The organism is Pseudonocardia sp. ICBG601 (assembly GCF_020496245.1).
The window spans coordinates 22,145-35,655 of sequence record NZ_JAHLJA010000036.1; the positions used below are offsets into that span (position 1 = coordinate 22,145).

A 13,511-nucleotide genomic window follows, 5' to 3' on the forward strand; every position below is an offset into this window, starting at 1 on the left:
GCTCGGTGAGCCAGACGCCTGCATCGCCGATGCCCTGGTGATCCCGAGCCCTCCTGAGCTGATGGACCTCACCCCGATCATCCGCATGATCGAGACAGGGCTACCCATCCCCTACCTGCTGGCCCTTACCAGAGCAGGCGTCGCGGGGACGAAGACTTCCGCGACTGGAGTTCTCGGCCGCGTGTGGCGTTGGCGATCTCGATCGCGATCTGCCGCGCGGCCTCGGTGCTCAGGTAGCGGCGCCGGGCGTAGCGAATCTCGTCCTCGGAATGCCCGTGCTCGCCGCCGGCGACCGCACGGATGCCGGTGTTGGTGCCGTACCCGTAGATAGCCAGCAGCAACCGCTCGGCCAGCACGTGCTCGGGCAAGGTGCCGCGGTCGGCGACCGAGGTCACCGCCGACAGGCAGCCGGTGCGCAGCACCGCCTCCTTGAGCATGTCGATCAGCGGCACCGTGCCCCACCGGGCCTGCACAGCCTGCTTGAGCCGGCGCAGGTTGCGCGGCTCCGGCGAGGCCTCCAGCGGGGCCAGCTTGACCGCGCCAGCCGCGCGGTCGCTAATCGACAACCAATCGCAGCCCGGCAGGGCGGTGTGCAGGGCCTCCAGCTCGGCGCGCATCTCGGCTTGCAGGTCGGCGATGAACTGGCTGGGGTCCAGCGGCTTGCGCAGCGCCTGGTAGTGCTCGACGCGATGGAAGAGTTTCACCGACGAGTTCCGTCGGCAGGCTGTTGATCTGTATGAGTCCACCCCGGGTGCCACCGTCCGTGGTATCGCCGACGACCTGGGCATCGCGCGGGGCACGTTGCGGGACTGGCTCACGATCCACGGCACGGGGAACAAGACCGCAGCTGATGGCAGTAGCTGCCCCAGCCCGGTACAGCCCATGCGTACCACGCCGGGGTCGGGCCTGGGTGGGGAGGAACCACCGAGGCAGAAGATCGCCCGTCTCGAGGCCCGGGTCCGTGAACTCGAGATCAGCGAGAAGAAGCTGACCGCCGAGCGGGAGATCCTGCAGCGGGCGGCCAAGTATTTCGCGGGGGAGACGCGCTGGTGACCCGCTTCCAGTTCGTCGCTGACCACCGGCACACCTTCGAGGTGAAGCGGTTGTGCGAGCTCGTGCACGTCTCGAGGTCGTCGTTCTACGCCTGGTTGGCTGCGGCCCCGGTCCGGGCGCGGCGGGCCGCTGGTGATGCGGTGTTGGTGGCGCGGATCCAGACGATCCATGACGGCGACAACACCATCGGTGCGCCGCGGGCCACCACAGAGCTCAACGACGGTGTCGCCGCCGCCGATCGGGTCAACCACAAACGCGTCGCGCGGGTCATGCGCGCGGCCGGGATCGCCGGCTACCGCCGCCGACGCCGCGTGCACACCACGATCGTCGAGCAGCCCCGGCAGACGGTGCCCGACCTGCTCAGGCGGGATTTCACCGCCCCAGCACCGAACCAGGTCTACGTCGGTGACATCACCTACCTGCCCCTCGCAGGCGGGACGAACCTGTATCTGGCCACGGTGATCGACTGCTGCTCCCGCAAACTCGCCGGCTGGGCCCTGGCTGATCACATGCGCACCGACCTGGTCAACGACGCGCTCCACGCCGCGGAACGGGCTCGTGGGTCGCTGCGCGGGGCGGTCTTCCACAGCGACCACGGAGCGGTCTACACCTCGAGTGCCTACGCCGAGCTCTGCGACCGGCTCGGGGTGACCCGTTCCATGGGCGCGGTCGGGTCGTCGGCGGACAACGCCCTGGCCGAGTCGTTCAACGCCACCGTCAAACGCGAGGTCCTCCAGGACAACACCTGCTGGCCCGACGCGGCCACCTGCCGACGGCAGGTCTTCAGATGGCTGACCCGCTACAACACCCGCCGACGGCACTCCTACTGCCAGCACCTGTCCCCGAACACCTACGAACAGGCCCTCCCGGCTACCGTCACAGCCACAGCCGCGTAATCAACCACCGTGTCCAAGATCCGGGGTCAAGGCCCGTCCTCGAAATCGGTCGGAAGGTCTTCGGCCGGGTTGCGCCAGGTGTCCGCGCCGACGACCCAGATTTCCTTGCACCGCAACTGCTCGCGTAGCGCCTGGAAGGTGCACACCTCGTAGACCATGCGCACGACCCGTTGCCGGCGGCGCTTGTCGTCCTTGTAAACCAGCGCCTCCCAGTCCTCGCTCAGGCCGCGATGGACCGGGATGTGCTCGCCGGCCGGGTAGTAGTGCAGGTTCCCGGCGCTGGCGTAGCGGGTGATCAGCTCCAGCGCGTCGAGCACCGGCCGGTGGGTGGTGTTGTTGCTGCGGAACTCCAGCACGTCCAGCAGCTTGATCAGCCCAGTCCGGTAGTGGTTGGTGTAGGAGCCCTTCAGCGTGGCCTTCACGGTGCGCTGGTAGGTCGGCCCGGAGGACTTGAACTCCGCGATCAGGTCGGCCAGCACGGCCTGCGGCGCGACCGGGAACACGGTGTCGCGCACGAGCTGGTCGCCGGCGTTCACGGTCGCCTCGGCGACCCGGAACAGCAAGTTCTCCTTGCCGGTGACCCGCTTGAACTCCTTGATCAGCTCCTTGGTCACCCGGACCTCGGCGCGGGCGTTGATCCGGTGCACGGTGGAGATCAGCAGCTCGACCAGCGTGTCGGTGATCTCCCGTTCCCGGCAGTGCAACAACGCCGCCAGCAGGGCCAGCGTCACCTCAGGCGCGTGTCCGCGCAGGTGGCTGGGCGCCTCGACCGCCGCCCGCGCCCGCCAGGCGGCGACCACCTTCGGGGCGATGTCGGCGAACACGCCGGCTGACAGGCCGACCGCCCGTACCGCTTCCAGCTTGGCGATCTCGGTCAACATCGTGTTCAGGCTGACGTTGCCCGGATCGGACCGGATCGAGGCCAGCACCGCCGGCCCGTCACCGTCCCCGCCGGGTTGGCCGTCGTCATCGGCACCGGCCGCGACCAAGGCGAACAGCCGAACGCGCACCGCCTCGGATAAGCGGATCGCCACCCGTGCGAACAGCAGCTCCTCGCCGCGGTGCAGCGCCGAGCGCACGATCCGGTCGACGCGGCCGCCGGTGGGCGGCTCGATACGTTCCTCCCGGCACCGGTCCAGCAGCTGGTCACGGACACGTTCAGCGCCGCGCTCGGTCTGGGTGACGGTGGTGACCAGCCACTCGGTGAGCTTGTCGGCGTCGGCGACGCTGCACTCCCGGAACCCCAGTGTCCGGCGAATCTGGCTGCGATGGAACTCGATCGTGCGGCCGGACCAGTCGTAGAACGCCAGCTCGGTCACCGGCACACCGACCTGCCGGGCCACGTAGTCCACAGCGGCGTCGGGGATCTCGCTCCGGCTGCGGGGAAACCGGCCGTGCTCGGTGTAAAAGCGCAGCAACACCGCGAACCCGAGCCGCGTCGCGCCACGCTTGCCGGCCACCATCGCCAGCTCGGCCTCGACCAGCGTCCACCGATCGATCAGTTCGTCCTGACCCAGCTCACGCGCCACGCACGGACGCTACTCCCACCCCCCGGACACCGCCGCGACCAGAGATTCAGGGTCAAGCCCCCAGCGCTCGTTTGCGGCTGATGACACGATCCTTACCGGCACCCCAACTCGTCCGCGGCGAGCGGGTACCGCGACCTCCACAAACGCCCCCAGATCGCCGTAGACGCCTCAAACGGCAGGCCCCCGACTAGGGTAGCCCGGCCCCTCGAACGGGGCCGCACAGAGGCTCTCAGAGCCCCGGGAACCGGCACCGGGGACAGCATCGGGAACAGCGCCGGGGGGAACCCACAGGTCAGAGCTGGTCATCCGGGGGAACTCCTGACCACCGCCGCCAGGGGCGCGGTGCCGGTCTAGGGCATTGAGCTTCGCCCTGTGTTGTCTCCGGCCGCTGACGCGGCCGGAGGGGTGCGGGCTCGCTGGCGCTCACCCGAAACTCTGACTTGGCTTGTTGTTGCTGCTGGCTGACTCGAATCATTCCAGGTCACAGGCCCGTCTGTCGCGTATCCCCAGGTCAGCCGGGCGTGTCACCCCACCCGACCCGCCTCCGACCAGACGACGACGTCCCGGTGACAGCAGCAGCAGCAGCATTTTTGGAACAAAAGTGCATATCTTGCTGCGCCGTGAACCGGCAGCCCCGGGACCACGACCAGCACCGAACCGAAGCCCACCGCCGACGATCATCAGATGATGCATGGGTGCGGTGGCTGTTGATCGTCAGTGGCGGAACGCCACCGACTCGGCCCACCGGGCCGACAACGCACGCGCGCTTCGCGCTCGACACCGACACCCCAAGATCAACAGCCACCACACCTATGCACAGTGCTGTGATCCCGGGACCGGGCGCCGGTCCCGCGCAGACGCGCCACTCCCAGCCGCGCCGCCCGGGAGAACGGCCACGGCCCCAGGGCCCCGGCAAAGTCGTGATGGGTGGGTCCTGAGCTGCGGTGATGTGGGGGGTGGGGGTGGGTGCGGACACAGGCTTGGCGTGATCATGAGGGTGTCGAATCCTTGCTCACGTCAGGAAGCCTGTGTCCGCAGTGTCAGTGTCTCCGATCGTTGCTGCTCTGGAAGGCCTGGAGGTCGGTCCTGACGCGGGGAGAGCCGCGCCGGTCGGTGAGGCGGCGGGGTTGTCGCTGGTGGAGGCCCTGTCGCGAGTGCCGGACCCGCGGAAACCACGCGGTGTCCGCCACGGTGTCCTCGCGGTGTTGCTACTGGGGGCGTGCGCGGTGTTGGCGGGGGCCCGGTCGTTCACCGCGATCGCCGAGTACGCCCATGACGTCGGCCGCGCCGTGCTGGACGTGCTCGGGGTGGGCGCGGTCGCTCCGCACGAGTCGACCATCCGCCGGGTCCTGCAACGGGTCGACGCCTCGGCGCTGGAGGCGGCGTTGCAGTCCTGGGTGTTGCCCCAGCTCAGCGCCCAGCCGGCGGCGGAGGGCACACCCCGGCGAGAACAGCGTCGCGTGCTGGCCTTGGACGGCAAGACCCTGCGCGGCGCCCGCGTCCGTGCCGCCGACGGCAGGGTCTGGCTCCCGCATCTGGTGTCGGTGCTCGACCAGACCAGCGGTGGCGTGCTCGGCCAGGTTCAGGTCGCAGAGAAGGGCAGCGAGATCACCGCGTTCACCGCGCTGCTCGACCCCCTCGACCTCGACGATGTACTGGTCACCGCGGACGCTCTGCACACCCAGCGAGCCCACGCCGACTACCTACACCGCCGCGGCGGGCACTACCTGATGACGATCAAAGCGAACCAGCCCACGCTGCTGGCACGGGTACGGGCGCTGCCCTGGACCCAGATCGGCGTCGCTGATCGTCAACGCGGGCGTGGGCACGGCCGCGTCGAGACCCGCACGATCAGCGTGGTCAGCCTGCACCCCTGTCCCGACCTGGGCGCAGAGTTCTTCCCCCACGCATCCCAGGCGATCAAGCTGGTGCGCCGGCGTCGCCCACTGCGGCCTGGCGGGAAGTGGAGAACCGAGACCGCCTACGCGATCACCAGCCTGACCAGCACCGACGCCGATCCAGGACTGCTCGCCCGCTGGATCCGTGGGCACTGGTCGATCGAGAATCGCCTGCACTGGGTCCGTGATGTCTGCTTCGACGAAGACCGCGCCACCGCCCACACCGGTCACGCCCCGCAGGTCATGTCGGCGTTGCGGAACCTCGCGATCACCGCGCTACGCCTGCACGGCGTCAGCAACATCGCCGCAGCACTCCGCCACCACGCCCGCGACCCCCATCGACCACTGACCACCTACAAGATCATCTAGCGACTTTGCCGGGGCCCTGGCCACGGCCCCGCCTGCGGCGCAGCACGCTAGACACTTAGCCCAGCCAAGTGGGTAACGCAAAAGACGAGGTCCCGCAGAGCAGGGCGCTGCGCTGAACCGAACAACCCCGGGCTGCCGCGCCGCTTCCGGTCCTCACCCGCCAGAGCGGGCTCCGGTCCGGATCGACTTGCCCACGACCGCCGAACCGGCGCCTACAACTACCACCCGACTCCGACATTATCGAGTCAGTCACAGCAGCCGAGAAACTACTTGTAGCGAATTAGCAGTCCAAGTATAAACCCCAGAAGTAGGGTTTTCAGCAAAAGAAGCAGCAGTAGAGAAAAGCCGCCGATAGAAAAGTAAGCGATCCCACCTCCCAGCACCCCCAGCGTGACAGCTGGCAGTCCAAACCAGCGCAGCCACCACAGAGGTTGACGAGATTTCATAAGGTTTCGCCTTCTCTCGACAATCGACCAGTCGTCCCTAATCGGAATCTCCAAGCTGCGCCTAGTAGCAGCTAAGGCTAAGTCCAGCCCCCGAGAGCCCATAGAACGCTAATGCGACCGCAAGACCTCCCCCTGAAGCGAAGATTGCAGCCACCGCCGCAACCGTCGCACCCGCCATGTCGGCGATAGCCACGATGCAGCTCCACGAATAGCCGCCCACCCCACCCGCATACTTAGCCGGGTCCGCCTTCTTCATTTCTGCGACACGGGGCGCAATGTCTTTAAAGGCGGCATCGAATTCGTCGACCCATGCGGGGTCTGCTCCAGCATTAATCGCACCATTGCGATCGAACGTCGGGATCGCGGTAGCAGTGTTCACATAACGCAAGATAATCTGGTAATTGCGCTCATCGTCATTCGCATAAGCGGCTTGCGCGGTTTGCCCAATCGCGATCTTATTGAAACTGAACGCGGGCGCAATGGACTGAGCGACCTCCGCTGGAGTACTAGTCAGGCGCGGAGTATCCGCAGCAGCGATTCCGCTAGCTGAACCCATTGCGACAGCCATAACCAACACAGTCCCGATAACGCGGGACACGGATGCGAACCTCTTCGTGCACATGACCGCATGCGAACACGCCCCCCCCCCGTTGGTCAAGAACCACTACCAGCAGCAATCACACGAACACGCTCAGCACACTACGCACTACGGACAGATACGCCCAAACCAACCCAAACCGCCCACCCTCGCCGCAGTCAGTTGACCTTGACCTTGACCTTTTCCAAAGCATGGAACTACGTACTGATGATCATGGCCGCTCCGCGACCACTCTCCCGGTGGGTCGGGCTGGCGCCCGACACCTCGACCGGCCGTCAGCGAAGCAGGGTGGTTGAGGTGTCGGGCGCCAGCCCGACCCACCGGAACTCACTCAACCATCACACAACAGCAGGTCACAGCGATGACCGACTCGAGAACACCCAGGGGCAAGTCCAGAAGACGGCCCCGAAAACGATCTTGTGCTCTCTCGGGAGTAACAAAGCCTCTCTCGGGAGTTACTGGGCCACCTGTCAGGCCGACAGCACCGAGGACACGCGACCTCAACGATAGCGCGACAACCCCCACATCCGCCGGATCGCGCATCGGGCGGATGCGGGGGCTCCTGCACGCACCAAAACACCGTGCAAGCAGATGCTAAATCCATCCTGCGGCACCTTTGAAACCGCACAACCAGTCACATCAATACCGTGCCCGGCGCCACCCCCGCCCTAGCGCAAAAGAGCCCTCATCCGTGGCTCTGACAACGCCCAGCCCTCCGGTACTACAAGCGGCAGAAGAGGCGGCAGGGGAGTACTCAGCAACACCTGCAGAGCGCCGCACCCTGCAGCACCGGAAACGCAACCACGCACCACCGATAATCGAGACCGCTGGCGCGCCCCACTCGGCCCCGGCCCGTCACGCAGAGTGAGACTCCAGGGGGTGTCCCGAAACGACCCCCAAGCCGAGTCAAGCCGAGACAGCCGTGCCACCCCTACTGTTTACCCAGGTCAATACCCATTTTCCCCTGGCACGGCTTGAGGGGGTGGCACGGCTCAAGCCGTGCCACCCCCTCAACGGCCAGCGCGCTCACACGCGCCGAAGATCACCCTGAACGTGGGCTGACCAGCAAAAACGGCGCCCAGGCAGCCATTCGAGCCCATCGTCACGTTCCGTGATCAATGTGGGGCGCAGGTGACGGCGGGCAGGCCGGTCGAGATTAGTGCTTGACAGCCGGTGCGGGGTCGTGTCTAGCTTGAGGAGCGAGCCCGCCAGCCCGGCGGGGTTGCGGTCACCGCCCAGGATTCCACTCCGGGGCGGCGACCTAACCGAACAACCTTTACGAGAAGGTGATCGGCTATGGGCCATGCTGCCCTTGGCGTCTGCACGCATCCACCGGTGGGTGGAACTTTCCTTCCAGACTCCCCCGACAGCGACCCTGATCCCGGCGTTGACCAGGGCTTTTCCTGGTGCCCGGACGGATTGACCGAGCAGGTCATCGACCGCCTCTACGGCAACCTCCTCCACGACCTCGAAGAGCAGGCCGAGCCGTCAGGCGAGCCGGACGACACGTCGGGCTCTGCCCGGCTACTGACGTTCCCGACCCGGCAGCCTGTGGCCGTTTCCGCTGGTCAGTGGGTTGTGTCGGGTGGTGAGGTGGCATGAGGCGCCGCAACCAGGCCCGTACCGTGATCTTCCGTTCCGAAGGCGCCGCCACGCTGTGGGCGAGCCGGATGCACGAGGCCGGGCACGTCGTCATGACCCGCGCCTCCGGCGGCTGGGTCACACGAGTGACCGTCAACGACGACGGCACTGGGAGCACCGAGTCGGTGTTCCCGCCGTGGGTGGACCTGCACCTCTACTACGACCTGGCCTGCGACTACGCAGGCGCCATCGCCGAAGGCATCGGCTTCGACCACCCGGCCTGCGCCTCCGACATCGCCTACGCCAACCGCACCCTGCAGTGCGTGCCCTGGACCGCGCGACGACGCATCGAACGACGCGGCAAAAAGACCGCCCGCGCGTTCGTCGGACCCACGGTGTTCGGGCCCCGCTGGGGCGTAATCCGCGTCGCCCACACCCTGCCCGCCCCGGGAACGCGCAGGTTCCGTCGATGAGCACCACGCCTCGACACATCGTGTCCGCCATCGCCGACCGCACCCGTGAACTCGCCGCCCTCACCGCCCTGACCGCCGCGACCACGTGTCTGACCTGGTGGTTCGCCATCCCGACCGCGCTCGTCGGCGTGTGGTGGGCCGCCGCTGAGATGCGCCTGCGGCGCGCCCGCCGTGCCGTGACGGCTGCGACCGCGCCGGTCCAACTGCCCACCGCAGACGCCGTCTCCGGCAGCGCTGTAACGCCGCCTGAGCCAGTTTCGGCTGGCCAGCGGGTCGAGGGGAGGGCGCAGGCATGACCACGACCTCTTCTTCCTCGCACCACTCGTGGGCCGGGGCGCGGGCAGCAGAGCGCCGGGAGACCCGCGCCCTGGACGCCCGCCTCGCCCAAGAGGCCGCCGACGCCGCAGCACGACGCAAGCTCGACGCCGAGACCGCCCGCCAGGAACGGGCACGCGCCGACCGCGAGGCGACCGAGCGGCGACGGGACGAACAACGCCAGGCCCGCGCAGCTGCACGAGCAGCCGCCCGGAACAGGGCTCTGACCTGGGGCTCCGCCCACGTCGTCGAGCTGCTCATCTACCCGATCGCACTGCTGTCCTTCGCCCTGGCAGCACCTGCGATGGCCGCCTACGGGCAGACCATCTACGGACCGGGCGGTGTGCTGCTGGCCGGGATCACCGAGCTGGGCATGTGGGCCTTCGCGCTCGCCGTGGTCGCTTCTCGACACCGAGCCCCGGAGCGCCCGGTGCTCGGGTTGCAGGCCGGAGTCGTGCTGTTCTCCCTGGTCGCGGCCTCGATGAACCTGCTCCACGGCCTCCACCAGGGCCTCACTGCCGGTGTGGTGATGGCCGTCGTCTCGATCGCCGGTGTCGCCGCCCACCAGCTCACCCTCGCCGGGGCACCGCGCTCACGGGCCGAACGCCGAGAGGCGCGGCTCGCCGCGCTCGTGGCGACGAAGACCGACCGCGCGCGCCGCCTCGCCATCGGCGACGCCGTCGCGGTCATCGGCGCGGACGGGACCGCCGCTCTGACCTACCGACCCGGGACCTACCAGGTCCGACGACGAGCCCTGGCCACGACGACCGTGCCGGGCTGCCCGGTCGCACCGGACGCACCGAGCACCCGGAACGACGACTGGGACTGGGCGCTCGCCGCCCTCGTCGAGGGCGCGGGATGCGTCGGCTCCCGACTCACCAACAACCTCGACTACCTCGACTCCGACCTCGACTCGCACCCCGACGATGATCATGGAAGTGGCATCGCACTCCTCGACCACCGACCGGACGAGTCGGATAAGGAGTCGAGGCCTGACCTGCGACAGTCGACCCACCCAAGATCATCGTCGACCTCGGGAGTCGACCCCGACCATGATCTTGAACCAGTCCAGACCAGCCGCACCCTCGATGATCTTCGACAGCTACTCCGGGCCGCTGCCGTCGAGGGCCGGGTCGACCCGAGTTCGGCCGAGTCCATCCGCCGCGCCCTGCGCTGCTCCGCCGCCCGCGCCCGCCAACTCCGCAACGAGGCCCGTGACCAGACCGGAGGCCCGCGATGAACAACGATGACCGCGAGAAGAACGAGAAGGTGGGCGGCGCCAGCCCGACCCACCACGCGTCATCAGGGGATAACAGGCTGGCGCCGGTCATCACCCTGCACCACCGGCCCGACAACCACGACACCGACACCGAGGCCCCGGTGGTGGTCGAGGGCGAGATCGTGGACCAGACCTGCGGCCCGCAGACAGACCTCACCTCGCCGCCGGGGACCGGGCTGGTGTCGCGGCGCGACATCTACCGCTCCGACCTGCACGCCGCAGGCCGAGGCGCGCTCGCGGTCGCGACACATCCGGTCACCGTTGGCGGAACGAAGGCCCTGGTCAGGAACACGTGGTTCGTGTTCTCCGGCGCCGGAGTACTGATCCAGCGGTGGCGCGACACCCACGGAACGTCGCGCTATGAGCGTCAGATGCGCGCCGCTGAAGCAGCCGGGGACCAGGACCGGCTCCTGGAGTGGGAGGCCCGCGACGTCGCCGAAAAGCAGCGGCGCCATGGCCGGGTGATGGACTGGGTCAACGCACCGCTGTCCTGGCTACGCGCCGCCGGAGTCAGCGCCCTGATCGCCCTCGGCATGCTGGTCGGCCTCGGTGTCGTCCTCGCCATCGCCTCTCGGGATGTTTCCCTGGTCATCGCCCCCATCACCACCGTGATCCACACGATCGCCTGGGTGGTCACCTTCGTGACCGTCTACGGCGCCCTGCTCGCCACCCTGGCGCTGGGCGGAGCCGTCGTGGGCCTGTGGGCGCTCGGCCGGGCGCGGACGGAGGTTCCGGCGTGGGTCGCCCCGCCCGGGCAGCGACCGGTCGATGAGGCGGTGACTCCGTCGAAGACGGTCATCGCCCTGCGCGACCTGGGTATCCCCACCCTGACCAGGGCGATCAAACGCTGCGAGGATGCGGGTGGGGCGATGCTGTCCCCGATCCGGATCGCCGGGCACGGCGTCGAGGTCGACATCCGCCTCCCGTCGGGGGTCACCACCAGCGAGATTCAGGCCCGACGGCGCAAGCTCGCCGAGAACCTCGACCGCCACGAACACGAACTGTTCATCACCATCCCCGCCCGCCGCACCGTGCGGCTCTGGATCGCCGAGCCCGGCGCACTCGACCAACCCATCGGCCCGTCCCCCCTGGTCACCGACCCCGACGGCATCCACGCCGACATCTACACCGGCCACGCACCCTGGGGGCAAAACCTTCGCGGCGACCGGTGCTCGATCTCGCTCAAGCAGCACCACCTGCTCATCACCGGCCTGTCCAACCAGGGCAAAACCGCAGCCCTGCGCGCCCTCGCGCTCTGGGCCGCCTTCGACCCGACCACGGAGTTCTGGATCGCCGATCTCAAAGGCATCGGGGACTGGCACATGTTCACCGGCCTCGCCACCGAACTGGTCGAAGGCCCGGCCGATGAGCACGTCATCGCCGCCACCGTCCTCCTCGAAACCGCCGTCGCCGAGATGCAACGCCGCCTGACCACCCTCGACCGCGACCGGTTCCCCGACGGCGTCACCCGCGACCTCGCCCGCGCACCCGGCTCCGGATTCCACCCGCTGTTCGTCATCGTCGACGAAGCCCAACAGGCATTCATGTGCCCAGCCCTCGACGGCGACGGGAATCCCTACGGCGGAACGAAAGCCCGATCCCGGTACTTCACCGCCGCCCGCCGCCTGCACAACCAGGGCCGCGCAGTCAACGTCACCCTGTGGCAAGGCACCCAGGACCCGACCGATCAGAACCTGCCCAAACTCGTCCGCGAAGGCGCCCACATCCGCGCCTCCCTGGTCGTGGGCACCGAAGCCCAAGCCCGCATGGCCCTCGGCGACACCGCCGTCGACGCAGGCGCAGCACCGCACCGGCTCCGCCAAGGCATCGACAAAGGCGTCCTGGTCTGCAACGGCGCCGGCATGAACCTGCCCGCCGGGGAATCCTCCACCATCCTGCGCACCCACTACCTCAGCGGCGACCAAGCAGGCGACCTCGCCCAGCAGGCGAAAAACCTCCGCGCCACCCGGAGCGCCACCAGCACCCCCCAGGACGCCCAGGACGTCCCGAAGGTCGATCACCTGCCCGTCGTGATCGAGGTCATGGCAGGTGCGCGCCACCTCAAACGCTCCGACCTGCTCGCCCGCCTCCACGACCACGACCTGCCCACCTACGGGGCCTGGGAGGCCAAGACCCTCGCCGCCTGGTTGACCGAGACCGGTGTCCCGGCCGCGTCGATCAAGGGCTATCCGGTCGTCCGCCTCGCCGACCTGCTCACCATCCAGGCCGACCGACTCCTCGACACCGACCACGGCGACGACAGCGAGGACGGCGAGGACGGCACCGAATCTGTCACCGACAGTCACGAACCGGACTAACGGCGGTGGGGTGAGGGTGGGGTGAGGGTGGGGTGAGGCACGGGGTGAGGCACCCGCAGACGGGGTGAACGTCCACCCCGACCCTCACCCCACCCTCACCCCACACCCCACCCCTCATCACCAGCAGTGATCGGCTGCGGGGTGAGGGGTGAGGCGGGGTGAGGCAACCCCCGCACCCCCACGAAAACCAGCGAAAACACGGGACAGGCACCCCACACGGATGCCTCACCCCACGCTTCCACACACCCACACATGGTCACACACAGTCACCGATTTGCAGGAGAGGTCATGCCTGTTCCTGAACTACCGGCAACACCTGAACCAGCCGTCCCCCGAGCCCTGACCGTCCCGGTCCCGCGCCTGGGCGAGGCGGATCGTGCCGAGGCCCTGGAGGTGATCGGGCACCTCGACCCGGCCGTCCTCGCCGCAGTGCTCGGGAGGGCGCAGCCGACCGCGCCGCTGCTGGTCGCCGCACGGGTCGGGGTCGAGGTCGCCGACCTGCGCCACGCCCACTTGACCGCGCTCCGCGACGCCAGCACGCAGGTCTCGGTCGCCTACACCGCTGCCGGGCTCGCCCGGCAGCCGTCCTGGGCCGAACTCATGCGCCGCCGCTACCCGCCCCACGGCGACCCGACCGACTGGGCCACCCGCACGGCCAGGCCAGCGGCATGACCACCACCGCAGACAACGCCCTATGGGCCGTGGGCAAGTCGACCCGGACCACAGCCCGCCCCAGCGGGCGAGGACCGGAAGCGA

Annotated in this window: 11 protein-coding genes; 8 read left to right on the forward strand and 3 right to left on the reverse strand. The window is 68.4% G+C overall.

The genetic code is table 11. The annotated features are described in order from the left end of the window. Nucleotides 1-125: 125 nt before the first annotated feature. Nucleotides 126-704: a Tn3 family transposase gene (locus KPL57_RS69685; protein ID WP_226351883.1), complete on the reverse strand. Its 579-nt coding sequence runs from the start codon at nt 702-704 to the stop codon at nt 126-128. A 28-nt stretch (nt 705-732) separates the two neighbouring features. Between KPL57_RS69685 and KPL57_RS13595 the strand changes: the two genes are divergently transcribed. Beyond that, nucleotides 733-1,949, forward strand: a protein-coding gene (locus KPL57_RS13595; protein WP_226351971.1) for an IS3 family transposase whose coding sequence is annotated in 2 segments (ribosomal slippage) — nt 733-1,036 and nt 1,036-1,949 — 1,218 coding nt in all. Because the reading frame shifts where the segments join, the coding sequence is not laid out codon by codon here. Between the two features lie 26 nt (nt 1,950-1,975). Here KPL57_RS13595 and KPL57_RS13600 read toward each other — a convergent pair. Beyond that, complete coding sequence (locus tag KPL57_RS13600) at nt 1,976-3,478, reverse strand: DUF4158 domain-containing protein (protein WP_226351884.1); 1,503 nt, start codon at nt 3,476-3,478, stop codon at nt 1,976-1,978. A gap of 1,043 nt (nt 3,479-4,521) precedes the next feature. Between KPL57_RS13600 and KPL57_RS13605 the strand changes: the two genes are divergently transcribed. Then, a complete protein-coding gene (locus KPL57_RS13605; RefSeq protein WP_226351754.1) occupies nt 4,522-5,745 on the forward strand; it encodes an ISAs1 family transposase in 1,224 nt (407 codons plus the stop codon). Nucleotides 5,746-6,252: 507 nt separating this feature from the next. Here the strand turns inward: KPL57_RS13605 and KPL57_RS13610 are convergent. Further along, a complete protein-coding gene (locus tag KPL57_RS13610) occupies nt 6,253-6,759 on the reverse strand; it encodes a hypothetical protein (protein ID WP_226351885.1) in 507 nt (168 codons plus the stop codon). Nucleotides 6,760-8,085: 1,326 nt separating this feature from the next. Between KPL57_RS13610 and KPL57_RS13615 the strand changes: the two genes are divergently transcribed. The 6 genes from KPL57_RS13615 to KPL57_RS13640 all read left to right on the forward strand — a co-directional run bounded on the left by KPL57_RS13615 (nt 8,086) and on the right by KPL57_RS13640 (nt 13,427). After that, nucleotides 8,086-8,391, forward strand: a complete 306-nt coding sequence (locus KPL57_RS13615; protein WP_226351886.1) for a hypothetical protein — start codon at nt 8,086-8,088, stop codon at nt 8,389-8,391. Further along, nucleotides 8,388-8,843, forward strand: a complete 456-nt coding sequence (locus tag KPL57_RS13620; RefSeq protein ID WP_226351887.1) for a hypothetical protein — start codon at nt 8,388-8,390, stop codon at nt 8,841-8,843. Before KPL57_RS13615 ends, KPL57_RS13620 begins: the two co-directional genes overlap by 4 nt. After that, nucleotides 8,840-9,139: a hypothetical protein gene (locus KPL57_RS13625; protein WP_226351888.1), complete on the forward strand. Its 300-nt coding sequence runs from the start codon at nt 8,840-8,842 to the stop codon at nt 9,137-9,139. The genes KPL57_RS13620 and KPL57_RS13625 overlap by 4 nt, the downstream gene beginning before the upstream one ends. Next, complete coding sequence (locus KPL57_RS13630) at nt 9,136-10,398, forward strand: hypothetical protein (RefSeq protein ID WP_226351889.1); 1,263 nt, start codon at nt 9,136-9,138, stop codon at nt 10,396-10,398. Before KPL57_RS13625 ends, KPL57_RS13630 begins: the two co-directional genes overlap by 4 nt. Next, nucleotides 10,395-12,755, forward strand: coding sequence for an ATP-binding protein (locus KPL57_RS13635; protein WP_226351890.1), 2,361 nt, complete (start codon nt 10,395-10,397; stop codon nt 12,753-12,755). The genes KPL57_RS13630 and KPL57_RS13635 overlap by 4 nt, the downstream gene beginning before the upstream one ends. Before the next feature lie 288 nt (nt 12,756-13,043). Further along, nucleotides 13,044-13,427, forward strand: coding sequence for a hypothetical protein (locus KPL57_RS13640; RefSeq protein ID WP_226351891.1), 384 nt, complete (start codon nt 13,044-13,046; stop codon nt 13,425-13,427). Nucleotides 13,428-13,511: the final 84 nt, after the last annotated feature.